Genomic DNA, 24,959 nt, shown 5'->3' with positions numbered 1-24,959 from the left:
AATAGAAAGTTCTTATTATTTATCATTTAAAGCTACAACGCCTGGAAGTTCTTTGCCTTCCATGAATTCAAGTGAAGCGCCGCCGCCTGTTGAAATATGGCTCATTTTTTCTGCTAAATTGAATTTTTCTACCGCTGCCGCAGAGTCTCCGCCGCCAATTACTGAATATGTACCTTCTGCTTCTGCAAGTGCTTCAGCAACTGCCTTCGTACCACCAGCAAATTTATCAATTTCGAACACACCCATTGGTCCATTCCAAATGACTAATTTTGATTTTTTGATTACTTCACGATAGATTTCTCTTGTTTTAGGTCCGATATCAAGTGCTTCCCAATCTGCCGGTATTTCTTCGATTGCTACCTCTTTAGAATTTGCATCCGCAGAGAAATCATCGGCAACGATAGCGTCAACCGGCATATAGAAATTGACACCTTTTTCTTTTGCCTTTTCTATAAAAGAATTCGCTAAGTCCATTTTGTCTGCCTCAAGAAGAGATTTACCAATTTCATGACCCTGTGCCTTAATAAAAGTATAAGCAAGGCCGCCGCCAATGATTAGGTTATCAACCTTTTCTAATAGGTTTTCAATAACACCAATCTTGTCCTTAACCTTCGCTCCGCCAATGATTGCGGTAAATGGACGTTCTGGATTTGATAGAGCTTTTCCTAGTACATCAAGCTCTTTCTCCATTAATAGACCAGACACTGCAGGAAGATGGTGAGCAATACCTTCTGTAGAAGCATGTGCTCTATGAGCTGCACCAAATGCGTCATTTACATAGACGTCAGCGAGTTCGGCAAAGGATTTTGCTAATTCTGGATCATTCTTTTCTTCACCTGGGTAAAAACGAACGTTTTCAAGAAGAAGAACATCGCCTGCATTCATAGATTCAATGATAGATTTAACAGAATCACCATATGCTTCATCTGCTTTTTGCACGTTTTTGCCAAGAAGCTCAGAAAGTCTTACACCCACAGGAGTTAAACGCATTTCCTCTACTACTTTACCCTTTGGACGTCCAAAATGGCTCGCTAAGATGACTTTAGCACCTTGCTCGATTAAATATTGAATAGTAGGTACTGCAGCGCGGATTCTTGTTTCATCCGTGATTTTTCCATCCTGCATAGGAACGTTAAAATCAACACGGCAGAAAACGCGTTTTCCTTTTACATCTACATCTTTTAATGTTTTCTTGTTCATGCGAAGCCTCCTAATTAGAAATGCGGAAGCGCCTTGCACAGGGGCGACAGGCATAAGACGAGCCGTCATGAAGGTTGTTCTTTAACCTTCTTGACGGATTGGCTTATGACCCGAGCCCCTAGGCGCTGCAGCTAGACAATTCTCAAAGATTATTACATAAAAAAAGGAGGGGGGAATGTTCCCCGCTCCCCTTTGAAATACCATAAATCATTATAGCTTTTAGAAGAAAATATTTCCAACCTTAGCCTGTTAGGATTATAGTCCTTTTTGAGCGATGTAATCAATAAGGTCAACAACGCGGCTAGAATAACCAACTTCGTTATCGTACCAAGATAATACTTTTACCATGTTACCTTCAAGAACCATAGTAGATAATGAATCAATTGAAGATGAAGCTGGGCTGCCATTATAATCTGAAGATACTAATGGAAGTTCGCTGTAGTGTAAAATTCCTTTTAATGGACCTTCAGCAGCTGCTTTTAATGCTGCATTTACTTCATCAGCTGTTACTTCTCTGTCTAATTCAGCAACTAAATCCACGATTGATACGTTTGGAGTTGGTACACGAACAGCCATACCATTTAATTTGCCTTTAAGTTCTGGAAGAACTAAAGAAACTGCTTTCGCTGCACCAGTTGAAGTAGGAATCATGTTCTCAGCTGCTGCACGAGCACGACGGTAGTCCTTGTGTGGTAAATCAAGGATTTGTTGGTCATTAGTATAAGAGTGGATGGTAGTCATCATTCCACGCTTAATTCCGAATTCATCATTTAAAACCTTCGCAAAAGGAGCTAGACAGTTTGTTGTACATGAAGCGTTTGATAATACGTGGTGGTTTGCCGGATCGTATTTATCTTGGTTAACACCCATTACGATAGTGATATCTTCGTTATCTGCTGGAGCAGAAATGATAACTTTCTTCGCACCTGCTTCAAGGTGTTTTGCCGCATCTTCACGCTTTGTGAAACGTCCAGTAGATTCAACTACTACTTCAACACCAAGTTCTCCCCAACCTAATTGAGCTGGATCGCGTTCAGCAAGTACTTTTACCTTTTGGTTGCCAACAACTAAATATTCGCCGTCAACGGTAACTTCTTGTTGAAGAGTTCCATGAACAGTATCGTATTTTAAAAGGTGCGCAAGCATTTTTGCATCAGTTAAATCGTTAATTGCTACGATTTCCATATCTGCATTATTTAATGCCGCACGGAATACGTTACGGCCGATACGACCAAATCCATTAATACCAACTTTTACTGTCATTGTAATTTCCTCCTTGTATTGAAAAAAGGTTTTTTTATTTAAAAAGGGATTAACCTTTTAATAACTTTCTTGCTGCACCTTCATCTGTTATTAAAATCGTCGAGGCAGGTGCCTTTTTCATATAAGCCTTAATTGCTTTCGCCTTAGAAGCGCCGCCTGCTACAGCAATCACATTAGGAATCTGCGCAAGGTCTTCTAGCTGAAGTCCAATTGTTAATACCTTGTGGACAATTTCACCTTTTTCGTTAAAATAATAGCCAAAGGCTTCCCCGACAGCCGCATTCGTTACTAACTTCTGCATAATCTCGGGTTTTGAATTTCTTCGCTCAGCCATCGTGATAGCATCCCCAATTCCATGAAGAACCATGCTTGCTGATTTTATCAGGTTTAATACTTCATGAATTTCAGGTTCTTTTATCAGGGATTGATAGATTTCATTACTAACCTGATCAGGTACATAGAATACACGGTGCTTCGATTTTGTATTTTTTGACATAATCGAACTTATCGTATTTGCCTGGTTCTGAACATCCTCACCAATTCCGCCGCGTGCCGGTACAAACAGCAATTCCTTTTTGCCAATCTCGGGTGTAAGTACATTTGCGACAGCAGCCATTGTTGAACCGCCAGTTACAGCGATTATATTTTTCCCAGTCAGATATTTTTTCATACAAAAGGCACAAGCCTTCCCAAGGTCTTCTTTTACCATAAGGGATTCATCACTGTTTCCAGGTACGATGATAACCTTCCGAATCTTAAGTCGGTGTTTCAACTCCAATTCCATTACGTCAATACCGATTAATTCTCGAATTAGTCCTTCTAAATCCTCTAGCAAATTCTTCCCTTCAGAAGTTAAACTCATTCCAATATTGTTAATTAAAACAAGATTTTGTTCCTTCAGGAAATCTACCTCACTGCGAAGAACTCTTTCCGTGTACCCAAGGTTGGAAGCAAGACTCCTTCTTCCCACTGGCTGCATAAAACCGATATGTCTGAGGATAGAATATCGTTTATGTAGTACTTGAAGGAGATCAGGTAATAATCTTTTTTGAATATCGATGAGTGATTGCATAATGTCCTGCTCCTTTATTATATGTAACTGGTCATAAAATGTCCACCATAGACAAATTATGTCCCACTCTATCGAAAAAAAATCACCCCTGCTAACAATTTACATTCTAACAGGAGTGAAAACCTATTTCAACTTAAAAGTTTTTCAATTTTTCTTGCAAACGTTTACTTATGTCAAATTTGTTAATAATCCCAAAGCCCACCTCTTCACCATCAATCTGAACAACCGGAATCATGATTCCATATAGTTCTGTTAATTCATCACTTTTATCAATATCTATTTCTTCTAATGTAAAAGTCCAGTCTTCCTTAAGTTCAAGGATGGCCTGTTTCGCTTTTTCACAAAGTGAGCAGCGGTTTCTTGTATATAAGGTGATTATTGTCTGTGTCATTATTTGTATCCTTTCAATCAAACCTTTTTCTTTTAGAGGAGGAAGCTATGCCCAGTTGGTCCCGATACTTTGCAACTGTTCTTCTAGAGACAACGATTCCTTGACTTGATTTCAGTTTCTCGACAATTTCCTGGTCTGATAATGGACGTTGTTTATCTTCACTGTTGATCATCGAAGCAATCTCATTTTTCACCTGACTCGAGGACGTGCTTTCATTCGAAACTGTTTGAATCGTACTGGTAAAGAACGACTTCAACGGGAAAGTACCAATCGGTGTCTGCACATATTTTTCTTTCACCGCACGACTCACCGTTGATTCATGAATTTCAAGTTCACCCGCTACCTCCTTCATGGTCATCGGAACTAAATATTCCTTGCCATTTTCAAAAAAGGAAGTTTGCTTTTCCACAATTTTGCTGACAACCCTCGTTAAAGTTTCTTTCCTCTGCTCAATACTTTTCATAATCCATTGATAATCTTGCACTTTTTCCTGCAAAAAACGGCTTACTTGAGAATCCTTCGTGGTAGTCATTTTTTGATAATAATGATCATTAAAACTTATTTTTGGAAGGATGTCATCACACAGCCTGACGGAAAATCCATCCCCAAAGCGTTCTACAATCGCATCAGGGATGATGTAGGAGGCACTTTCCTGCTCTAAACGTGCACCTGGTCGTGGATTCAGCTGCTGTATTATATCAAATATCTCTTGAATCTTTTGTAAAGGTATTTGTAGTTCCTTTGCAATCTGCTTCCATTTCTTCTCCGCAAATGGGATGAAGTAGTGAGTTAGGATTGTCAGTGCCAAATCATCCTTTAGGTTTTCCCGTTCGAGCTGTATTAATAAACATTCTTGAAGATTCCTAGCCCCGATTCCAGCTGGTTCCAAAGTTTGAATCACAATAATGCTGTCTTCAACCAGTTCTAATTGGACACCTAATAGATCAGCAATTTCTTCCGGTTCAGCGGTTAAGTATCCGTTTACATCGAGGTTATCAATCAAGTGTTTAATAATTTTTAATTGAATACTTGAGTATTTTCTAAGATTAAGTTGATTTAGCAGTTGGTCTTCCTTAGAAGATGACTTTGCTGCAATTTGCTCAATCCAATCATTTTCCGTATTTTTCGTATGTTTCCGCCGATTGCGGTCTATTAATGGGTTAATAGGCTGAATATGGTTATTCTCAACCTGTAATAGGGGATTTTCAAGTGCTTTGTTTTCTAAAAAAGTGGAAAGCTCTTGTGCTGAATATTGTAAAAGCGCAATGGCCTGGGTCAATTCCTGTGTCATTGCCAATTTCAATGTTTGTTGTTGCCATAAACCTGCTTTTAAGTCCATAAACCAATCTCCCCCCTTGCTCTATTTTACATGAAGATGGAGATTTAGTGTACGGTAAATTAACTGGCATAAAAGAAAAAACCTCCTGTTACTGATAACAGAAGGTTTCATTGACGCGCTCGGAGGGAATCGAACCCCCATTTTAAGAACCGGAATCTTACGTGCTATCCGTTGCACCACGAGCGCATATATGCGACTTACATATTATATGCCAATTTGTGAAACTTTGCAAGTTTTATAGGTTTAAAAAAACTCTCAGCGGGTATGCTTGTATAGGGAAAGTTGTCGAACAAATATAAAGGCGAATTGTTTGACCTTAATTGACCATCAGTGTATCATTAACTATACATATTACTATCTTTCATACTTAAAGGAGGAAGAAAAATGAACTTGATTCCTACAGTTATTGAACAAACAAACCGCGGAGAAAGAGCATATGACATCTACTCTCGTCTTTTAAAAGACCGTATCATTATGCTTGGAAGTGGTATTGACGATCATGTGGCTAACAGCATTGTAGCACAATTACTATTCCTAGAAGCGGAAAACCCTGAAAAGGATATATCCATCTATATTAACAGCCCTGGCGGCAGTATTACAGCTGGTATGGCCATTTATGACACAATGCAGTTCATTAAGCCTGATGTTCAGACCATTTGTATTGGTATGGCAGCTTCAATGGGTGCCTTCTTACTTGCAGCAGGAACAAAAGGTAAGCGTTATGCGTTACCGAATGCAGAAGTAATGATCCATCAACCATTAGGCGGAGCACAAGGTCAAGCGACTGAGATTGAAATTGCGGCTAAGCGTATCTTATTCCTTCGTGAAAAATTGAATGGAATCTTAGCAGAGCGCACAGGCCAGCCGCTAGAAGTAATCCAAAAGGACACTGACCGCGATAACTTCATGACAGCTGAAAGAGCAAAAGAATACGGTCTCGTTGACCATATCATCACTAGAAGTCTTACAGAAGAAAAGAAAGATAAATAAAATAAAAAGAGTTTGACCCATTCCAAGGTCAAACTCTTTTTTTATTGTTCATTTTGAACAAAATTAGACAGTGCATCAATAGCTTTTTCTTCATCATCGCCATCAGCGACTATATTAACTAAAACCCCAGAGCCGACAGCTAAGCTCATAAGGCCCATAATACTTTTTGCATTTACTTTCTTACCATCTTTTTCTAAAAAAATATCCGCTGAAAAACGGTTTGCCTCCTGAACAAATAATGCTGCTGGTCGTGCTTGAAGACCCGTTTTCAATTTAACTTCCACCTGTTTCTCTACCATTACAAAATCCTCCTTATTTTTTCCTCTATTTTCTTGGAGCCAAATCACCAATCCGCAATTTATCTGCAATTTCATCTATTTTTCTTAACCGATGATTAATCCCCGATTTACTAATTGTACCTCCGGATACCATTTCCCCTAGCTCTTTAAGGGTTACATCCGTATAGTGGAGCCTGAGTTCAGCAATTTCTCTTAACTTTTCAGGTAAGATATGCAATCCAACCGTATCGTTAATATAGCGAATATTTTCAACCTGCCGGATAGAAGCACCAATTGTTTTATTTAAGTTCGCAGTTTCACAATTCACCAGACGATTAACGGAATTTCGCATATCCCTTACAATCCTCACATCTTCAAAGCGAAGAAGTGCATTGACTGCACCAATAATATTTAAATACTCGGTAATTTTTTCAGCTTCTTTTAAGTAAGTAATATAGCCTTTTTTGCGCTCAAGTGTCTTGCTATTTAGACCAAATTTATTCATTAATTCACACAAGGAATCGTTATGCTCCTTGTATAGTGAAGCAATTTCCAAATGGTACGATGAAGTTTCCGGATTGTTTACGGAACCTCCCGCTAGAAACGCCCCACGCAGGTAAGAACGTTTACAACATTTCTTTTTCACAAGATCACTTGCTATGTCATGGATGAAGGTAAATCCTTCACCAAGGATTTTCATATCCTCTAGTATTTCCTTCGCCTGCTGCGACAAGCGGACAATGTAAACATTGTTCTTTTTTAGTCTCATTTTTTTCCGAACAAGCAGCTCTACTGGAACATCATAGCTTTTTTTTATTAACGTATAAATCCTTCTGGCAATGGCTGCATTTTCAGTCTGAATATCAACAATCAACTTGCGGTTGGAAAAAGACATAGAGCCATTCATTCGTATAAGAGCAGAAAGTTCGGCTTGTGTGCAGCAAGGCTTTATTTCTAAATTCGTTAATTCTTTTTTCGTTTCCGAAGCGAAAGACATCCCTTCACCCCCTTTTGCCCCTTTTTCACGGGCATTAGTATTTACGCTTCATATCTTCGTTTGGTTTCACTTAAAAGTAAATTATATAAAATTTTGGCCACTTTTTTCGGGTCATGTCGCAGTGCCCCATTTTCCTGGATGGCAATATCTGCATGAACCACCTCAAGCCCAAGTTCAAATATGCGCTCTAAATCATAATGGACAGGGTCAGCCAGTTCTTCATTGTAGCGTAGCTGGATGTCTTCAGGAATTTCTTTATCGTTCACTAAAATGGTATCCATAAAAGCACAAACCATATGATCATAAATGGCTTTTACATGATCACTAGCCGTGTACCCGTGCGTTTCACCCGCTTGTGTCATTAAATTGCATATATACACCTTTTTCGCATGAGAACGGCAGACCTCTTCACCTAAGCGCGGTACTAACAGATTAGGCAGGATACTCGTATATAAACTTCCTGGTCCGATAATAATTAGATCCGCTTGTCTAATGGCTTGTATGGATTCCGGCAAAGGAGTGATAACCTCTGGTGTCAGAAAAACTTTTTTTATTTTTTTGCCTGAGTAGGGAATTTTCGATTCACCAGATACGACTGTCCCATCCTCCATTTCCGCATGAAGCACAACACTTTGATTGGCCGCAGGCAGAACCTTACCGCGAACATTTAATACCTTGCTCATTTCTTGAATCGCATGCACAAAGTTTCCGGTAATGGACGTCATGGCAGCAAGAATTAAATTGCCAAGCGAATGTCCCGATAATTCGTTGGAGGTCTTAAATCGATGTTGAAACATCTCTTCCACCAACGGTTCAACATCCGATAGTGCAGCTAACACATTTCGGATATCCCCAGGCGGTGGGATTTGCAGATCATCACGGAGTCTTCCTGAACTGCCGCCATCATCAGCAACCGTCACAATGGCGGTAATATCAACTGGATACTGTTTTAAGCCTCGTAATAAAACCGGCAATCCTGTTCCTCCGCCAATGATGACGATTCTTGGCTGTCCTAACTCCCTCATGTCGTCTTATCCTTTCTCCTCTCAATGTCACGGTGTGAAACGAAAGTCTTATAATCATTTTCAAAGTATTTAGCAAGATATTCGGCAAGGGTAACGGAGCGATGCTGCCCTCCGGTACAACCGATTGCAATCACAAGCTGGGCTTTACCTTCCCGCTTATAATGCGGAAGCATAAAGCTTAGCAAATCTGTAACCTTCTCTATGAATTTATGCGTTTCATTCCATTTTAAAACATAGCTCGAAACCTCTTGATCCAATCCTGTCTTTGGCCTCATGTGGTCGATATAATGGGGATTTGGAAGGAAACGAACATCAAACACAAGATCGGCATCGATTGGAATACCGTACTTAAATCCAAATGACATGACATTGACAGTAAAAATTGATTTTTTATTCGTAGTGAATTCCGTTATTATCTTTTCGCGTAACTCACGTGGCTTCATTTGTGAAGTGTTGTAAATAAGTTGGGCTCTGCCCTTTAATTCATCAAGAAGCTCCCGTTCCAATTTAATTCCTTCTAATGGCAAACCTGATTGTGCCAGTGGATGAAATCTTCTTGTTTCTTTATATCTTCTCACTAAAGTAGCATCATCAGCATCCAAGAATAGGATTTGTGGGCTCACCCATGAGGTTTCTGCAAGGTCATCAAGCGCTTTAAACAAATGATCAAAAAACTCTCTACCCCTCAAATCCATAACCAATGCCACTTTATTCATTTTATTCCCAGATTCCTTCATAAGTTCAAGGAATTTTGGAAGGAGAGTCGGCGGCAGATTATCCACACAGAAAAAACCTAAATCCTCTAAACTTTGGATAGCAACCGTTTTCCCTGCTCCTGACATCCCCGTGATTATGACCATTTGTGTTTCATTTGTTGATCCGGTACTCATTTATTTTTCCCCCTCACCTTAACTTGGATCTAATCGATAACTGATTAGTTGAAAATCTTTGGTATAAGTAAAAGTACCGTAAATTATCCCATTTCCATGAATCATGTAATCGATAATATGATAGTCTCCAGCAGCCATAGGCAGTTTTTTTAATTGATCAAGCTGCTGCCACTCGAGCTTGCCTTCATCCGATTCGTCAAATCGCATCCCATCAGAATCAGTTGCAAAAAAAGTAAACATCATCCATTCAGATAAAACTTGATCATTTTCTTTCATAATGAATGTAAAAATGCCCTTCAATTGCGGGTTTTTCAAGTAGATTCCGGTTTCCTCACGGTACTCACGAATACAGGAATCTCTTACTGACTCGCCAGGCTCCATCTTGCCGCCTGGTGCTACCCACCAGCCGCGGCGCGGTTTTTTTAACATTAATACTTGATTATCTCTAATTAATACACAATTGGTGACTCGCTGCACAACAAACACCCTCTAACAAGAAAAGCGGAAGCTCCTAGTCACTTGAGCTAGACCATTCTCAAAGTTAAATATTTCTCTCTCATTTATATAACATGATCATAGTAGTAAAATAGCACATATTTATTCTTTTTATTATACTCCTTTTGGTAAGCGGTCACAATGAAATCAGATTTCTTTATACTGTTAAAAATATGTAAAAAAATAGCACAGGCATTTTCAGCCTGTGCACCAAGTGAATATTTTAAAGGGGGTCAATTCTTAATATCATAATACCTTATTAATATTTCACCACTGTTACAAGAGAATTAAAACCGGATTACGATTATGAAAAATTTGTAAATCTACTTCTTGATTTTCAATTCTTCTTTCAGTTCCTCTACATAGTGCTGGGCACTTTGCGCAGCGATACTGCCATCACCAGTAGCAGTAACGATTTGTCTTAGTGTCTTTTCGCGGATATCCCCTGCTGCAAAAATTCCTGGCACTTTTGTTTCCATTCGGTCGTTTGTTTCAATATAGCCATTTTCATTGGTAATTCCCAGATTTATAAATGGTTTAGAAAGTGGAATCATTCCAATATAAATGAATACTCCATCTGCTGGAAGTTCCCGTTCTTCTCCATTTTGAGTAGAAACAAGTGTAACGCTGCCCACTTTTCCGTCTTTATCATTAATCGATTTAATGGTGTGATTCCATATGAAATCGATTTTTTCATTTGCAAATGCACGGTCTTGAAGTATTTTCTGAGCACGAAGTTCATCTCGTCGATGTACAATCGTTACCTTAGAAGCGAAACGAGTTAAATAAACACCTTCCTCAACAGCAGAGTCCCCGCCGCCAATGACAAACAATTCCTTTTGCTTAAAAAATGCTCCGTCACATACTGCACAATAGGATACACCGCGCCCGCTAAGTTCCTTCTCGCCTGGTACTCCTACTTTTTTATATTCAGCACCTGCAGAAATAATAACAGAATAAGCTTTGTATTGCTTTGAACCAGCTACAACCGTTTTCACTTCACCATTGTCAATGATTTCTTTGATGTCACCATATGCATATTCAGCACCAAACTTTTTTGCGTGCTCAAACATTTTCGTAGATAAATCTGGTCCTAGAATACTTTCAAAACCAGGATAATTTTCAACATCCTCCGTGTTTGCCATTTGACCGCCTGGCATTCCTCGTTCAATCATAAGTGTAGAAAGATTTGCACGAGATGTATATACAGCAGCTGTCATTCCAGCAGGACCAGCACCAGCAATAATCACATCATAAATTTTTTCTTCAGACATGTATGGTTCACTCCCTTATATATAAAAAAATACGATTAAGTTTAGTATTACCTTCTTAATCGTATTAAACAATTGCTATATAGTCCAAATATCTGCTCAATTTAGGTGTTGAGTCACTAACTTTACATATTTGCCAATGGTTGCTGGGGAGATATCATAGCGTTTGGCAATTTCTTGCTGTGATACCTTTTCATTGCTTGCCTTATACCAGACATATTCCATGGCGCCTGCCCAAGCCCGTTTATTATTTAGGTTAAACTCAGACTTAGACTTAGCCAATTCCACAAACACGGAAAACCACATTAAATATAATCCAGATTCAACCGTTCCGATAGGCTGATGTGTTTCATAAAGAACCTGGGCAATTTCCTGTGCATCGACAATAGCAGAAGGAGTTCCCGATTTTAGTAAAGAGACATAATTTTTTTCCAAAGCAGTAAGCTTTTGATTTTGGTAAAAACGTTTTGAGGTAAAGATTTCATCTGCCTTTCCTGAGACAGAAGCTAGGAATAATGCAAATAAACGTTCTTCCATATAATCACTTTCCAGTTTTTGAAATATTGAACCTGAGTGATCTTCGAATCCATTTGCAATTGGCTTTTCGACATTCCATGGCTCATATCCCTCCTTATCAGGAGTATGCTCAAGGACAATTTTCCAAATGCTTTTTGCAAAGTTTTCAAAGCCTGTATGATATGCGGAATACGACAGCCAATAATAAAAAGGACCGTCACCTTCAAAACCGTTTTTATACAGCTTTTTCAGCCAAAAGTATGCTGACTCATACTCACCAATTAAGGCAAAGGTTGCACCAAGCTTAAATTGATGGTCAATGAGCATGGGTTGAATTTTTTTTAACGAATCCATTAAACGTGCAACTGCTTTCGTCTTACCCTGGTAATGAGCAAACACTAACCGATTACACAATGCATGCAGATTTCCAGGATTTCTTTCTAACACATCATCAAGAATCGATTCTGCTTTTTTTGTTTTTCCTAAATAAAAATAAGCGAGAGCTAAGTTATTATAAGCAGACCAGTATTCCGGATATGCTTCCACAACGTCATTCAACAGTTCAATGGCTTTTGGAAAATACCCTGATTCCAATAAGTCACGAGCCTGTTCCTGCTTAATAATAAGATCGTCCTGTTCATAAAGCTCATCTTCTAAACCCTCAGCCTCAAACGAAAGAAGCTCTAGAAGGTCGTGTGTATCTTCATTAAAATCCCCATTTGGGTCCAATTCCAAATACATATTTGCATGATGATAAGCATCTTTAAAGAAACCCATATGGGCATAATTATTGGCTAAAAAATAATGACATTCTGCCATTTCTTCATCAAGATCTTCAAGGATTAAATGCAAGAGTCGATTAGAATTTTCAAACTCACCAAGTTCTGTTGACACAATGGCAAGCTGACAGGTTATCATCGGTTCACCCGGCTCCAGCTGCATCGCCCGTTGAAGATATTTTTTAGCTTTTTTAAAATCACGGCGATGGTATGCCTTAATACCCTTCGTGAAATAATATTCCCCAGTCGGAACAAATGACAGGATCTTTCCCTTTTGAATTCTTGCTTTCGAATCTTTAACCATGGAGACCTCCATCTATACAATAAACTAACTTATGTAGTATACCACAACAAAAGCCAGTACGAGAAGGGTTAGAACCTATACAAACACATTGGAAGATATTCCAAATATACAAAAACACGCTGCATAACAGCGTGTTTTTGCATATTTGGTGCCTGTCACCGCAGCAGCGGTGACAGGCACCAACGGTTTTTATCGTTTGTGTCTTTCTTCTAATGTTTTCAATACTTCCTTAAATGGCAGGCCTTGTTCGACTAACAATACTTGTAGGTGGTAGAGGAGGTCGGCGGCTTCCCATTTTAGTTCTTCTTTGTCGCGGTTTTTGGCGGCGATGATGACTTCTGAGGCCTCTTCGCCGACCTTTTTCAAGATTTTATCGACGCCTTTTTCAAATAGATAGGTGGTATAAGCCCCTTCTGGACGCTCTTGTTCCCGTTCGATAATCAGCTTTTCTAATGACTGCAGAATCTGGTAGTCTGCAAGGCTAGTAGCAGCCCTTTCTGTTACAACACCTTCTGTAAAGCAGCTGACTGCTCCCGTATGGCATGCAGGTCCCTTCGGCTCAACTTGCACAAGGACTGCGTCCTTGTCACAGTCATATTTAACACTTATAACGGTCTGAGTGTTTCCACTAGTCGCGCCTTTGTGCCAAAGCTCCTGACGAGAACGGCTGTAAAACCACGTTTCCCCAGTTTCCAGCGTTTTTGTAAGAGATTCCTGATTCATATACGCTAATGTTAATACCTCTTTTGTTTCTGCATCCTGGACGATAGCAGGGACAAGCCCTTTTTCATCAAAACGAATGTTCATCGCACCGTCACTCCTCTCTCTAACAAATAACTTTTTACTTCATGGACTGATGTTTCTTTATAGTGAAAGATTGAAGCAGCAAGCGCTGCATCGGCTTTTCCATTTACAAATGCATCCTCAAAATGACTTGCGTTTCCAGCACCTCCTGAAGCAATCACCGGAATCGACACTGCTTCACTTACCGATGCAGTAAGTTTGAGATCAAAGCCATTTTTCTCGCCGTCACTATCCATACTTGTCAGTAAAATTTCACCTGCACCTAGTCTTGCTGCTTCCTTGGCCCAATCAATGACCTTTCGATCGGTTGCGGTCCTGCCTCCGTGTGTATAAACACGCCACGTCCCGATCTCTTCATCAAACTTAGCGTCAATAGCGACTACGATACATTGTGTTCCAAAGTAGCCGGCACCCTCAGAAATTAGTTCAGGATTCAAAACTGCCGCTGTATTTAAGGATACTTTGTCAGCACCCGCACGGAGAATGCGTTTCATATCTTCTAAAGAATTAATCCCGCCGCCAACAGTAAAAGGGATGGCAAGCTCCGATGCCACAGACTTAACCACTTCCACCATGGTTTTTCGTCCTTCAACAGATGCAGAAATATCAAGGAATACGAGTTCATCTGCTCCCTGCTCGTCATAGAATCTAGCCAATTCAACAGGATCTCCTGCATCTCGGAGTTGAACGAATTGAATACCCTTCACAACTCTTCCTTCTTTTACATCAAGGCAAGGAATGATACGTTTAGTTAGTGTCATTTTCTCACCTCATCCAGTGCTTCTTTTAATGTAAAACGGTTCTCATAAAGGGCTTTTCCGACAATCGCTCCTCTAACCCCTTCTGCATTTAAAGCGCGCAAATCGGCTAAACTACTCACACCGCCAGAAGCAATGACAGTTTTTCCGGTAACCTCAGCCATTTCACATACAGCAGTGATATTCGGTCCTGATAATGTTCCATCTGTTGCAATATCCGTAAAAATAAATGTCTCCGCGCCCTTCTCAGCAAAGCGTTTACTCAGTTCTACTGCTTTCACTTCTGAAGTATTCAACCAGCCATGGGTAGCTACATAGCCATTTTTCGCATCAATCCCCACAACAATTTGCTCCCCATACTTCTGAATCATTTCAATCGCAAACTCTGGATTGGATACAGCGATACTACCGATAATCACGCGTGTAATTCCACTTTCTAAATAATGAAGGATGTCCGCTTCAGAACGAATGCCCCCGCCAATTTGGACTTTTACCTTTAGTTGCTTGGCTGCTTCGATGACAAAACGGTCATTAACCCGATGCCCATCCTTGGCGCCATCTAGGTCAACCATATGTATCCATTCTGCCCCCTCCGCTGCAAACGCTCGAGCCATGTCAAAAGGTGAATCGCCATAAATCGTTTCCTTATCATAATCACCTTGGAGGAGGCGTACGCAATTCCCGCCACGCATATCAATTGCAGGATAAATTGTGAGTGTCATCGTACTGCCTTCCTTTCTTCAACCAATTTTAAAAAATTATTCAGCAGTGCCATTCCTAGCTTGCTGCTTTTTTCAGGATGAAATTGCATTCCAAAAATATTATCTTTGCCAACTACGGCAGAAACTTCTTCATGATAATTAGCTTTTGCCAACAGTGCCTCCGAGTTTTCTGCACTTACATAGTACGAATGAACAAAATAAACATAATCTTCTTCTAAACCATCCAAGAGTGGAGATGATTTAACAAACTCAAGTTTATTCCAGCCCATATGAGGAACCTTGTATGTCTCCCCTTTAGCATTCGTACCAGAAAAACGTCGTACATGACCAGGTAATAAGCCAAGGCCTTTCGTAAACCCATTTTCATCACTATCTTCAAACAATAGCTGCATACCTAGGCATATCCCAAGAAGTGGTTTTCCACTTTCTGCAAACTCCTTAATCGTGTCTGCCTGTAATACTTCCATCGCATCTCGGAATGAGCCAACCCCTGGAAGTAATAGTGCATCCGCGCTTAGAAGCTCTTCCCGATCACCTGAAATAAAATAATCAGCGTTCAATCTCTCTAATGCTTTACTAACACTAAAGAGATTGCCCATACCATAATCGACAATTCCAATCATCTATAACATCCCTTTCGTAGATGGAACTCCTTTAATGCGAGGATCAATCGTTGTCGCTTCGTCTAGCGCTCGGCCAAGTGCTTTAAATACAGCCTCAATCATGTGGTGCGTATTGTGTCCGTAATGAACAATGACATGCAGGTTCATACGAGCCTCGAGGGCAAGCTTCCATAAAAATTCATGAACGAGCTCAGTATCAAACGTGCCCACCTTAGCACTCGGGAACTCCGCCCTCATTTCAAGGTGCGGTCGATTACTTAAATCGACAACTACCTGTGCTAGTGCTTCATCCATCGGTACAAAGGCATTCCCATAGCGTTTAATACCTCTTTTATCGCCAAGTGCTTCGCGCAATGCCTGTCCTAAAACAATTCCAATATCCTCTGTGGTATGATGATCATCTACCTCAATATCCCCTTTAGCGTCAACGGTAAGGTTAAATTGCCCATGTTTCGTGAATAAATCAAGCATATGGCTCATGAATGGAACCCCTGTTTCAAGTTCTGACTTTCCTTCGCCATCTATATCTAGTGATAAACTAATTTGGGTTTCATTTGTTTTTCGTTCAATACTTGTGTATCTTTCCATGGAAGGGCCCCCTAGCCAAAAAAATTATTGATTTTTAAGTCTTAACTCAACTGCTCGCGCATGGGCTTCTAGACCTTCCATGCGGGCAAATTTAGCAATTTTTTCTCCATTTTCCTTTAGAGCTTTTTCACTGTATATGATTACACTTGATTTTTTTTGAAAATCATCCACATTCAACGGACTTGAAAATCGAGCAGTCCCATTGGTCGGCAGAACATGATTAGGTCCGGCAAAGTAATCGCCTACTGGCTCTGAACTATAACGCCCAATAAAAATAGCACCAGCGTGTCGGATTTTCCCAAGCAGCTCAATACCATTCTCAGTCAAGATTTCAAGGTGCTCCGGTGCAAGCTGATTAACGGTTTCTACTGCTTCTTCTATAGAAGAAGTCACGTAGATAACGCCGAAATCCTCAATCGACCGAGAGGCAATCTCCTTTCGCGGCAATATAGCCAGCTGCTTTCCGACTTCGACAGCCACCTCTTCTGCTAATTTCATTGAAGGGGTAACAAGCACACTGCAAGCACGCGGGTCGTGTTCTGCTTGTGATAATAAGTCAGCAGCCACCTCATCGGCACGGGCAGAATCATCGGCAATGATGGCTATTTCACTTGGCCCCGCAATCATATCGATATCCACATCACCGAAAACCTCTCGCTTTGCTAACGCTACATAAATATTTCCAGGGCCAGTAATTTTATCAACAGATGCAATTGATTCTGTTCCGTATGCTAGAGCACCAATGGCCTGAGCTCCGCCAACCTTATAGATTTCTTTTACTCCTGCTTCTTTCGCTGCAACAAGTACAGCAGCAGGAAGTATTCCCTCGCTGTCCGGTGGTGATACCATCACAATTCGGTTAACACCCGCCACTTGTGCAGGAATAACATTCATAAGAACCGAAGATGGATAAGCAGCTGTTCCTCCAGGGACATATACTCCTACAGAATCAAGCGGTGTTATTTTTTGACCAAGAATACTTCCATTTTCCTCCGTCGTCATCCATGAAGGACGCAATTGTTTCTCATGAAATCTTCTAATATTATCAGCAGCTTCTCGAACAATCGAGATAAATTCAGAATCTACTTTCTCATAGGCTTCATTTATTTCACTTTCGGTAACCAAAAACGAATCTAACTTTACACGGTCAAATTTTTCAGTATAATCACGCAAGGCGTTGTCGCCAGAGGATCGAATGTCCGAAATAATATTTTTAACGACGGCTAACTGTTCAGTGGTACCCGATTCAATCGACCGTTTTATAGAGATAAGGTCATTCACTTTTACGATTTTCATACTATTTTACCTCCAAGGAGACGACACTGCTTAACCTTGTCACTAATTCGTTTATACGTTCGTCCTTAATCCGGTAACTAACAGGATTAACGATAAGCCTAGATGTAACATCTTTTATTCTTTCATATTCAACAAGCCCATTTTCAACAAGCGTTCTTCCAGTCGAAACAATGTCAACAATCCGATCCGCTAATCCAATTAATGGCGCAAGCTCGATGGAACCATTTAATTTAATGATTTCGACTTGTTCACCTTGCTCGCGGAAATAAGCAGCAGCCACATTAGGATATTTTGTCGCCACTTTTGGTGCCACATCGTTCATCGCTGTTCCAGGCAGTCCCGCAACAGCCAGGTAGCAGGCACTAATTCTTAAATCTAGCAATTCGTATACATCCCGTTCTTCTTCAAGTAAAACGTCCTTACCAGCAATACCGACATCTGCAACCCCATGCTCTACGTATGTAGCTACATCCATTGGCTTTGCCAAGATGAAACGCATATCCTCCGCGTCAACATCGAGGATTAATTTTCGCGAGTCATCAAATTCAGGTGGCAGTGCATAGCCTGCTTTTCGTAATAACTCTAAAGCTTCTTCAAAAATTCTGCCTTTTGGCATCGCAATTGTTAGTTTTGCATTCATCTTAAGCCCCCCCGATTAAAAAGGTGGTATTGGCGAACTTCTTTGTAAAAGCATCAAGATTCTTCACACCATTAATATCTTGCAGCACGGTTTGCTTTCCTTCACCCTTCATGGTTTCAGCCAGTTGAAAGGCTTCCTTTCTTCGTTCCTGACTGAAAAAAATACATTCAACAGTATTTGTCACTTCTAGTGAACCCATTGCCTCAAGCAGTTTATCCAGCCTTACAGCGAAACCAGTGGCACTGGCCTTTTTCCCAAACTTTTCGATTAATCCGTAACGGCCGCCATTCCCAATCGGAAATCCGACATTCCCGGCATAGGCCTCAAATAAAATTCCAGAATAATAACTCATATGGCTGACAATCGTAAAATCAAATTTCACGTAGTCCTTAAGTCCGTAGTCTGAAATCACATCCCACAATTCCTTCAGCTGAATAAGCGATTCTTTTCCATAGCCATCCTCAACGATATCAAGTGCTTTTCCAATTACCTCTTCGCCGCCTCTTAATTCAAGCAGCTGTAATAGCCTCTTTTTATCGATTGAGGATAGGGAATAAGAGTTCACTTGCTCACGATAACCAACAAAGTTTTTTTCATATAAAAATCGTCTAAGAGCGTTCGCACGTCCATTGGTTCCTAAGATTTGCTTAAATAATTCTTGTGCGAAGCCAATATGTCCTACCGATACTTGAAATTGGCTCAACCCGGCTTTTTTTAACGATGAGACCAGCAGAGCAATTACCTCGCCATCGCTTGAAACTGTATCGTCATTAATATACTCCACACCGATTTGCTCAAACTCTGCAGGTCTGCCGCCTTCCCGCTGCTGTGCACGGTATACATTTCCTGCATAGGCTAAGCGAAGCGGAAGATCATTTTCTAATAGACGTGATGCTGCCACCCTGGCAATTGGTGAAGTCATATCCGGCCGAAGTACGAGGGTATGCCCATCTTTATCGAGTAATTTGAAAAGCTCCGAGTCAAGTATCGCGGAGGCTGTTCCAACGGTTTCATAGTATTCTAGGGTAGGTGTATCAATGAATTGATATCCCCATTGTTTAATGGCATCCTCCATCAAAGTACGGACACGATGCTTTTTTTCATATAGTTCCGGAAGTGTATCTCTCATGCCTAAAGGCTTTTCAAACATAAATAAACGGCTCATTTAAATCATCCTTTATTTTCAGAATCCTTTAGTTCGCTAATATGCTAATAAATTAAAGTTTACCTTTTTGGGAAATTTTCGTCAACTGAAAACTGATAATTCCGAGGGTTTTGCGATTATTCCCCATTATTATGTAAAAAAAAGCCAGGTACAACAACCCAGCTTCTATAATTTGTTATTTATTTTTATTATAAATCGGGTCTTCGGCCCAACGCTTTTCCATTTCCTCTTTTGAGTAGATGACCCGCATAGGGTTCCCGCCGACAAACGCACCTTCCGGAACATCTTTATGAACGAGTGTTCCAGCAGAAACGATGGCTCCGTCACCAATCGATACACCAGGCAGAATGGTTGAATTTGCTCCAATCATCACTTCACTGCCAATCTCAACAGGACCAAGACGATACTCTTTTATCAAATATTCATGAGCAAGGATTGTCGTGTTATAGCCAATGACCGTATTGCGTCCGACACTGATTTTCTCAGGAAACATTACATCGAGCATGACCATTAACGCGAAGGATGTTTGCTCACCGACCTTAAGTCCTAAGAAGGTACGGTAAAGCCAATTTTTCATCCCTAGAAAGGGAGTGTAACGTGCGAGTTGGATGACAATGAAATTCTTTACAACCTTCCAGAAAGGAACGGTTTTATAAACATGCCATAAGGAGTTAGCCCCTTCAACAGGGTAGCGGGTCGTATTCCTCATTCTTATCCCTCTCCGAGAATCGTTAATAAATCCGTCATGTTCTCTAACATGTAATCAGGTTCATATTTTGCCAGGTAATCTCTTCCCTTAATCGTCCAAGCGACCCCTGCAGTTTTCGTACCTGCATTTTTGCCGGCTAGTACATCGTGAAAATTATCGCCTACCATTAAGGTTTCCTCTGGCCTTGAATCTAACTTTTCAAGCGCCAAAAAAATTGGCTCGGGGTCTGGCTTCACTTTTTTTACATGATCGTAAGCAATCATGACATCAAAAAACGAATCTAGTTTCATCAAGCGAAGTCCTTTAAAAGCCACATCCTCACGTTTCGTTGTCACGATGGCAAGTTTATAGCCTTTTTTCTTTAATGTCTCAATTGTTTCCATCACACCGACAAATTCTTTTACCAATGCGTCGTGATTCGCAAGATTGTAGGTACGATATTCTAACACCATTTCCTCCACTCGCTCAGGGTCCATTGCTCCAAAAACTTCATGAAGAGTTGGACCTAAAAATGGCAGGACATCCAGTCGCTTATACTTGCCTGGAAAGTATTTTTCAAGTGTGTGTAAATAAGTAGAGATGATAAGTTCATTTGTATCGATTAACGTTCCATCTAAATCAAATAAAATGGTATTTATATTATTTTTCATATGTTGGTTCTGCTCCCTTTCTTCTCATGATGCCAGACCGTTTCCAAATGAACCCGACGATCAAAGTTAAGATAATGGCTACACCCAGCCGTATTAAAAAGAGCGGCCAGACCGGAATACCCAGCGGGATAAAAATAAGTGTATCCTCCACTACCGCGTGGCAGGACATCAGAAAAAGAAAAGCGAGTGTTATATCCTTTTTACTCACTCCATCTTCCTCCACTGCCTGGATGACAACCCCTGCACCATAGGCAAGCCCAAATAATAAGCCTGCAGCCATAGTTGTAGAGGTATTTTCATGCATCCCAAGACTCCTAGTAATCGGAGACATTCCTTGCGAAAATTTCTTCAGCCATTGCAAATCCTTCAAGATTTGAATGACAATCATCAACGGAATGACAATCAGGGCTAATTGCAGAATTCCGAGCCCTGCTTTTTCAATAGCCGTAAGTAAAATAGCACCGATTCCAGTAATTTCTTCATCCGTTCTTGCTTGAATCAGACCATATTGTGCTGTTTCACCGCCGCCCTGCCAAACAAGGTTAATTACGATTGCTGATGCAAATGCAAGTCCCAGCCGCGTTACCAAAACAAGCCAAAGCTTAATACCAACCTTAAGAGCAACGCCTGATTCAACAATTAAATTATGAGAAAATGAGAGCATTACAGCTAAAATAAAAACTTCCTTTACAGTTAAATCGAGTGTTAAAATCGCACCAATAGCCGCATATAGGTTGAGAAAGTTTCCCAATACCAATGGAATTGCGGCATCTCCTGACAATCCAAACAGCTTCATCATTGGCGCTATTAATTTAATAACCCACGGCAAGATAGGTGTATACTGCAGCACTGCTACAATAAGGGTTACTGGAAAAATAATTTTCCCTAAGGTCCATGTTGTTTTAATCCCCACCTGTAAACCCTTTTTTATCGAGTTAATCATTTCCCCAAAATCTCCTTCTCTAGTGCGTTAAAGCTTGATTGTTTTTATCTAAATATCTGTCCTCCGCTAGATTCTTTTTTCTGCGGTAGATTAGGATTAACACAGCACCTAGAATCAATGCGATCGAAATCATCTGGGCCATTCGTAGCCCGCCTAACATTAAACTATCTGTTCTTAAGCCTTCGATAAAGAAACGACCGACTGAATACCAAATGACATAAGATAGGAATAACTCACCACGGCGCAGGTTCACACGTCGAAGTAAAATCAATAGAATAAAACCTACGATATTCCAGACCGATTCATATAAAAAGGTTGGATGATAGTAAGCGCCATTAATATACATTTGATTAATAATAAACTCAGGCAGCTGCAGATTTTCAAGGAAGGTTCTAGTAACTTCGCCTCCGTGAGCCTCCTGGTTCATAAAGTTCCCCCACCGGCCGATGGCTTGACCTAAAATAATACTAGGTGCGGCAATATCCGCAATCTTCCAAAAAGAAATCCCGCGTTTTTTGGCAAAAACATAGGTTGTTAGGACGGAGCCAATCAAAGCTCCATGGATCGCAATTCCCCCATTCCAAATCTGAATGATTTGACCTGGGTGCTCGGAATAGTAGCCCCATTCAAAAATAACGTAATATATACGTGCTGAAAGGATGGCAATCGGAATCGCCCAAAGCATTAAATCTGCAAATGTATCCTTTGGGAGCCCTCTCTTATCTCCTTCCCGAATCGCTAGAAACAGTGCCAATGCTAAACCGCAGCCAATAATAAGGCCATACCAGTGCACTTGAATCGGTCCTAAGCTGAATGCAATTGGATCAAGCGGCTGTATAGTTGAATTCATCCCATTTCTCCTTTATTAAATTATTCATCATGGTCTCCATCTTCAATGACATCAGATAAACGCTCTGTAAATTGCTGCGCTGCATTCACGCCCATTCTTTTTAAACGATAATTCATTGCAGCTACTTCAATGATAACAGACAGATTTCGCCCAGGACGCACTGGTACGGTAATCTTTGTCACTTCTGTATCAATAATTTTCATTTTTTCCTCATCTAAACCAAGGCGGTCGTATTGCTTACTAGAATCCCAAATTTCAAGGTTAATCACTAGGGTTATTCGTTTATTACTGCGAACGGCACCTGCTCCGAAAAGAGTCATGACATTAATAATACCAAGTCCGCGAATTTCTAATAAATGCTCAATTAAATCAGGGGAGGTTCCCACAAGCGTATCTTGGTCTTCCTGGCGAATCTCGACACAGTCATCCGCCACAAGCCGGTGCCCGCGTTTAACCAGCTCCAATGCAGTTTCACTTTTACCAACGCCGCTTTTTCCAGTAATTAATACCCCAATCCCATAAATATCGACTAAAACTCCATGGACGGCCGTTGTTGGTGCGAGTTTACTTTCTAAGAAGTTGGTTAGACGACTTGAAAAACGTGTAGTCTTCATATTTGACCGCAGTACAGGAACAGATTCACGCTCTGATGCTTCAATAAGCTCTGGCGGTACATCTAAACCTCTTGTAACGATGATCGCAGGTGTGATGTCTGTACATAAACGCTCCATCCTTGAGATACGTTCATTTTCTGGTAATTCTGCAAAGAAGGAAAGCTCCGTTTTACCTAATAGTTGAATTCGTTCTGCAGGGTAATATTCAAAGTATCCTGCTATTTCAATTCCAGGTCTCGAAATATCACTTGTCGAAATCGGACGATTAATTCCTTCTTCACCGCTAATCATCTCCAAATGGAATCTTTCAAAAATATCCTTCGTGCGTACCTTTGGCAAAAGTTTTCCTCCTTATCCGAAAAGCTAAAAGCACCATAGGACCATCAGCTTGACAGTTAATATGTAATAAATTACTTTAATTTCTTCTTATTTTAGCACTATTTAATTTATTTTCATAACCAAATAGAAGGTTAATCATTTTTTCATACATTCTTTCATTATTGGTAAAATAATAAAGAGTCAATATACAACTGGTATAGACAACTATTCCACTTAGAGCTATAATAAATGTATAGAGGTCATACTTTGAAATGGAGATGAAGATGTTGAGCCTAGTGTTAATGGTTCATGGCAATGCTGTACTAGAAAATGAATTGGCAGAATCTATTTATGTTTTCATAGAAGATGGAAAAATCCGAGAGATTGGTTCTATTAATACCCTTCCCTCCCATTTAAAAACGGTAAAAAAAATCGAAATTGCGGAGGACCAAACAGTGGTTCCTGGCTTTATAGACGTACACATTCATGGTGCTGCAGGCGCTGATACAATGGATGCGACCATACAAGCTTTAGAAACAATATCTAAAGCACTCCCTGCTGAAGGCACCACTAGCTTTTTAGCAACAACCATTACCCAAAAACATGAGAAAATTGAAAACGCCTTACTAAATGCAGCACATTATCTTAAAGGTCATAATGGCCCAGGTAATGCAGAAGTACTCGGTGTTCATTTAGAGGGACCATTTATTAATAAAAAACGGGCCGGTGCACAGCCGATGGAGTACATTATTGATCCTGATATTGAATTATTTAAGCACTGGCAAGTACTAGCAGAAGGCAGCATTAAATTGGTAACGGTGGCTCCTGAGCTAGAAAACGGGACTGACTTTGTACGCTACTTACATGAAACAGGTGTTATTGCTTCGATTGGTCACAGTGATGCAGTCCACGAGGAAATGGAAAAGGCCGTTCAAGCAGGTGCAAAACAGGTAACACACTTGTTTAATGGCATGCGCGGGATACACCACCGCGAACCGGGCGTAGCGGGATCCGCCCTTATTTTTAAAGAATTAATGGTTGAATTGATTGCGGACGGCATTCATGTACGTCCCGAGGTAATGAAGCTTGTTATTAATGCAAAAGGTACAGAGGGCATGATTTTGATAACAGACGCTATGAGGGCTAAATGCCTTAAAAACGGGGTCTATGATCTTGGCGGGCAAGATGTATCTGTCGCAGACGGAAAAGCTCTTCTGGCTGATGGAACACTGGCTGGCAGTATTTTAAAAATGAACGATTCTATTAAGAACATCCTAGAAGCAGCAGAGATCACTCTATCAAAAGCTGTTCAAATGGCAAGTGTCAATCCAGCCAAACAATTAAACGTCTATGACCGCAAAGGCAGTATTTCGGTAGGAAAAGATGCTGATATTACGATTTTATCGAATGAATATCAAGTTGAAATGACCTTCTGTCGTGGGGAAATAGCATATAAAAAGGGGTAATGA

27 protein-coding genes and 1 tRNA gene are annotated in these 24,959 nt (G+C 40.4%); 2 read left to right on the top strand and 26 right to left on the bottom strand.

Annotated elements, in window-relative coordinates; genetic code table 11:
- Window positions 1-15: 15 nt before the first annotated feature.
- The 6 genes from QFZ31_RS25435 to QFZ31_RS25410 all read right to left on the bottom strand — a co-directional run bounded on the left by QFZ31_RS25435 (window position 16) and on the right by QFZ31_RS25410 (window position 5,451).
- Window positions 16-1,200 (bottom strand): phosphoglycerate kinase, encoded by a 1,185-nt coding sequence (locus QFZ31_RS25435; protein ID WP_307308419.1) that lies wholly within the window; start codon window positions 1,198-1,200, stop codon window positions 16-18.
- Between the two features lie 255 nt (window positions 1,201-1,455).
- On the bottom strand, window positions 1,456-2,463 hold the full coding sequence (gap, locus tag QFZ31_RS25430; protein ID WP_307308416.1) for a type I glyceraldehyde-3-phosphate dehydrogenase: 1,008 nt from the start codon (window positions 2,461-2,463) through the stop codon (window positions 1,456-1,458).
- Between the two features lie 49 nt (window positions 2,464-2,512).
- Window positions 2,513-3,535, bottom strand: coding sequence for a sugar-binding transcriptional regulator (locus QFZ31_RS25425; protein ID WP_307308413.1), 1,023 nt, complete (start codon window positions 3,533-3,535; stop codon window positions 2,513-2,515).
- 133 nt (window positions 3,536-3,668) lie between these two features.
- Window positions 3,669-3,926, bottom strand: a complete 258-nt coding sequence (locus QFZ31_RS25420) for a glutaredoxin family protein (RefSeq protein ID WP_307308412.1) — start codon at window positions 3,924-3,926, stop codon at window positions 3,669-3,671.
- 13 nt (window positions 3,927-3,939) lie between these two features.
- A complete protein-coding gene (gene rpoN, locus QFZ31_RS25415) occupies window positions 3,940-5,265 on the bottom strand; it encodes an RNA polymerase factor sigma-54 (protein ID WP_307308410.1) in 1,326 nt (441 codons plus the stop codon).
- 114 nt (window positions 5,266-5,379) lie between these two features.
- A tRNA-Arg gene (locus QFZ31_RS25410) sits at window positions 5,380-5,451 on the bottom strand.
- A 198-nt stretch (window positions 5,452-5,649) separates the two neighbouring features.
- Here QFZ31_RS25410 and clpP point away from each other — a divergent pair.
- The gene (gene clpP, locus QFZ31_RS25405; RefSeq protein WP_179595237.1) at window positions 5,650-6,255 is read left to right on the top strand and encodes an ATP-dependent Clp endopeptidase proteolytic subunit ClpP; all 606 of its coding nucleotides are present in this window, start codon (window positions 5,650-5,652) and stop codon (window positions 6,253-6,255) included.
- A gap of 41 nt (window positions 6,256-6,296) precedes the next feature.
- Here clpP and QFZ31_RS25400 read toward each other — a convergent pair whose 3' ends face one another.
- The 20 genes from QFZ31_RS25400 to hprK form a co-directional block, all read right to left on the bottom strand.
- A complete protein-coding gene (locus QFZ31_RS25400) occupies window positions 6,297-6,554 on the bottom strand; it encodes an HPr family phosphocarrier protein (RefSeq protein ID WP_179595236.1) in 258 nt (85 codons plus the stop codon).
- 25 nt (window positions 6,555-6,579) lie between these two features.
- Entirely contained in the window at window positions 6,580-7,530 is a 951-nt protein-coding gene (whiA, locus tag QFZ31_RS25395; RefSeq protein WP_179595235.1) for a DNA-binding protein WhiA, read from the bottom strand.
- A 41-nt stretch (window positions 7,531-7,571) separates the two neighbouring features.
- Window positions 7,572-8,555 carry a gluconeogenesis factor YvcK family protein gene (locus QFZ31_RS25390; RefSeq protein ID WP_307308402.1) on the bottom strand — a complete coding sequence of 328 codons (984 nt, stop codon included), beginning with the start codon at window positions 8,553-8,555 and terminating at the stop codon, window positions 7,572-7,574.
- Complete coding sequence (gene rapZ / locus QFZ31_RS25385) at window positions 8,552-9,445, bottom strand: RNase adapter RapZ (protein WP_307308399.1); 894 nt, start codon at window positions 9,443-9,445, stop codon at window positions 8,552-8,554. Before rapZ ends, QFZ31_RS25390 begins: the two co-directional genes overlap by 4 nt.
- An 18-nt stretch (window positions 9,446-9,463) precedes the next feature.
- On the bottom strand, window positions 9,464-9,922 hold the full coding sequence (locus QFZ31_RS25380; protein ID WP_307308396.1) for an NUDIX hydrolase: 459 nt from the start codon (window positions 9,920-9,922) through the stop codon (window positions 9,464-9,466).
- A 341-nt stretch (window positions 9,923-10,263) separates the two neighbouring features.
- Window positions 10,264-11,214 (bottom strand): thioredoxin-disulfide reductase, encoded by a 951-nt coding sequence (trxB, locus tag QFZ31_RS25375; protein WP_307308394.1) that lies wholly within the window; start codon window positions 11,212-11,214, stop codon window positions 10,264-10,266.
- 96 nt (window positions 11,215-11,310) lie between these two features.
- Window positions 11,311-12,810, bottom strand: a complete 1,500-nt coding sequence (locus QFZ31_RS25370) for a tetratricopeptide repeat protein (protein WP_307308393.1) — start codon at window positions 12,808-12,810, stop codon at window positions 11,311-11,313.
- 189 nt (window positions 12,811-12,999) lie between these two features.
- Window positions 13,000-13,617 (bottom strand): bifunctional phosphoribosyl-AMP cyclohydrolase/phosphoribosyl-ATP diphosphatase HisIE, encoded by a 618-nt coding sequence (gene hisIE / locus QFZ31_RS25365; protein ID WP_307308390.1) that lies wholly within the window; start codon window positions 13,615-13,617, stop codon window positions 13,000-13,002.
- Window positions 13,614-14,375 carry an imidazole glycerol phosphate synthase subunit HisF gene (hisF, locus tag QFZ31_RS25360; protein WP_307308387.1) on the bottom strand — a complete coding sequence of 254 codons (762 nt, stop codon included), beginning with the start codon at window positions 14,373-14,375 and terminating at the stop codon, window positions 13,614-13,616. The genes hisIE and hisF overlap by 4 nt, the downstream gene beginning before the upstream one ends.
- A complete protein-coding gene (gene hisA, locus QFZ31_RS25355) occupies window positions 14,372-15,094 on the bottom strand; it encodes a 1-(5-phosphoribosyl)-5-[(5-phosphoribosylamino)methylideneamino]imidazole-4-carboxamide isomerase (protein WP_307308385.1) in 723 nt (240 codons plus the stop codon). The genes hisF and hisA overlap by 4 nt, the downstream gene beginning before the upstream one ends.
- Window positions 15,091-15,717, bottom strand: a complete 627-nt coding sequence (gene hisH, locus QFZ31_RS25350; protein WP_307308384.1) for an imidazole glycerol phosphate synthase subunit HisH — start codon at window positions 15,715-15,717, stop codon at window positions 15,091-15,093. The genes hisA and hisH overlap by 4 nt, the downstream gene beginning before the upstream one ends.
- The gene (hisB, locus tag QFZ31_RS25345) at window positions 15,718-16,305 is read right to left on the bottom strand and encodes an imidazoleglycerol-phosphate dehydratase HisB (RefSeq protein ID WP_307308381.1); all 588 of its coding nucleotides are present in this window, start codon (window positions 16,303-16,305) and stop codon (window positions 15,718-15,720) included.
- A 24-nt stretch (window positions 16,306-16,329) separates the two neighbouring features.
- Window positions 16,330-17,601 carry a histidinol dehydrogenase gene (gene hisD, locus QFZ31_RS25340; protein WP_307308378.1) on the bottom strand — a complete coding sequence of 424 codons (1,272 nt, stop codon included), beginning with the start codon at window positions 17,599-17,601 and terminating at the stop codon, window positions 16,330-16,332.
- Between the two features lies 1 nt (window position 17,602).
- Complete coding sequence (gene hisG, locus QFZ31_RS25335; RefSeq protein ID WP_307308376.1) at window positions 17,603-18,241, bottom strand: ATP phosphoribosyltransferase; 639 nt, start codon at window positions 18,239-18,241, stop codon at window positions 17,603-17,605.
- A 1-nt stretch (window position 18,242) separates the two neighbouring features.
- Entirely contained in the window at window positions 18,243-19,406 is a 1,164-nt protein-coding gene (locus QFZ31_RS25330; protein ID WP_179595223.1) for an ATP phosphoribosyltransferase regulatory subunit, read from the bottom strand.
- 175 nt (window positions 19,407-19,581) lie between these two features.
- A complete protein-coding gene (locus QFZ31_RS25325) occupies window positions 19,582-20,115 on the bottom strand; it encodes an acyltransferase (RefSeq protein WP_307308372.1) in 534 nt (177 codons plus the stop codon).
- 2 nt (window positions 20,116-20,117) lie between these two features.
- Window positions 20,118-20,765, bottom strand: a complete 648-nt coding sequence (gene ppaX, locus QFZ31_RS25320) for a pyrophosphatase PpaX (protein ID WP_307308369.1) — start codon at window positions 20,763-20,765, stop codon at window positions 20,118-20,120.
- Entirely contained in the window at window positions 20,755-21,708 is a 954-nt protein-coding gene (locus QFZ31_RS25315) for a nucleoside recognition domain-containing protein (RefSeq protein WP_307308367.1), read from the bottom strand. Before QFZ31_RS25315 ends, ppaX begins: the two co-directional genes overlap by 11 nt.
- A 19-nt stretch (window positions 21,709-21,727) precedes the next feature.
- The gene (gene lgt / locus QFZ31_RS25310; protein WP_179595219.1) at window positions 21,728-22,558 is read right to left on the bottom strand and encodes a prolipoprotein diacylglyceryl transferase; all 831 of its coding nucleotides are present in this window, start codon (window positions 22,556-22,558) and stop codon (window positions 21,728-21,730) included.
- A gap of 20 nt (window positions 22,559-22,578) precedes the next feature.
- The gene (hprK, locus tag QFZ31_RS25305; protein ID WP_179595218.1) at window positions 22,579-23,511 is read right to left on the bottom strand and encodes an HPr(Ser) kinase/phosphatase; all 933 of its coding nucleotides are present in this window, start codon (window positions 23,509-23,511) and stop codon (window positions 22,579-22,581) included.
- A 263-nt stretch (window positions 23,512-23,774) separates the two neighbouring features.
- Between hprK and nagA the strand changes: the two genes are divergently transcribed.
- The gene (gene nagA / locus QFZ31_RS25300) at window positions 23,775-24,956 is read left to right on the top strand and encodes an N-acetylglucosamine-6-phosphate deacetylase (RefSeq protein WP_307308360.1); all 1,182 of its coding nucleotides are present in this window, start codon (window positions 23,775-23,777) and stop codon (window positions 24,954-24,956) included.
- The last annotated feature ends 3 nt before the right edge of the window (window positions 24,957-24,959 follow it).

The organism is Neobacillus niacini (assembly GCF_030817595.1).
Lineage (GTDB): Bacteria > Bacillota > Bacilli > Bacillales > Cytobacillaceae > Neobacillus > Neobacillus niacini_G.
This window is presented reverse-complemented; position numbering and strand designations above follow the sequence as displayed.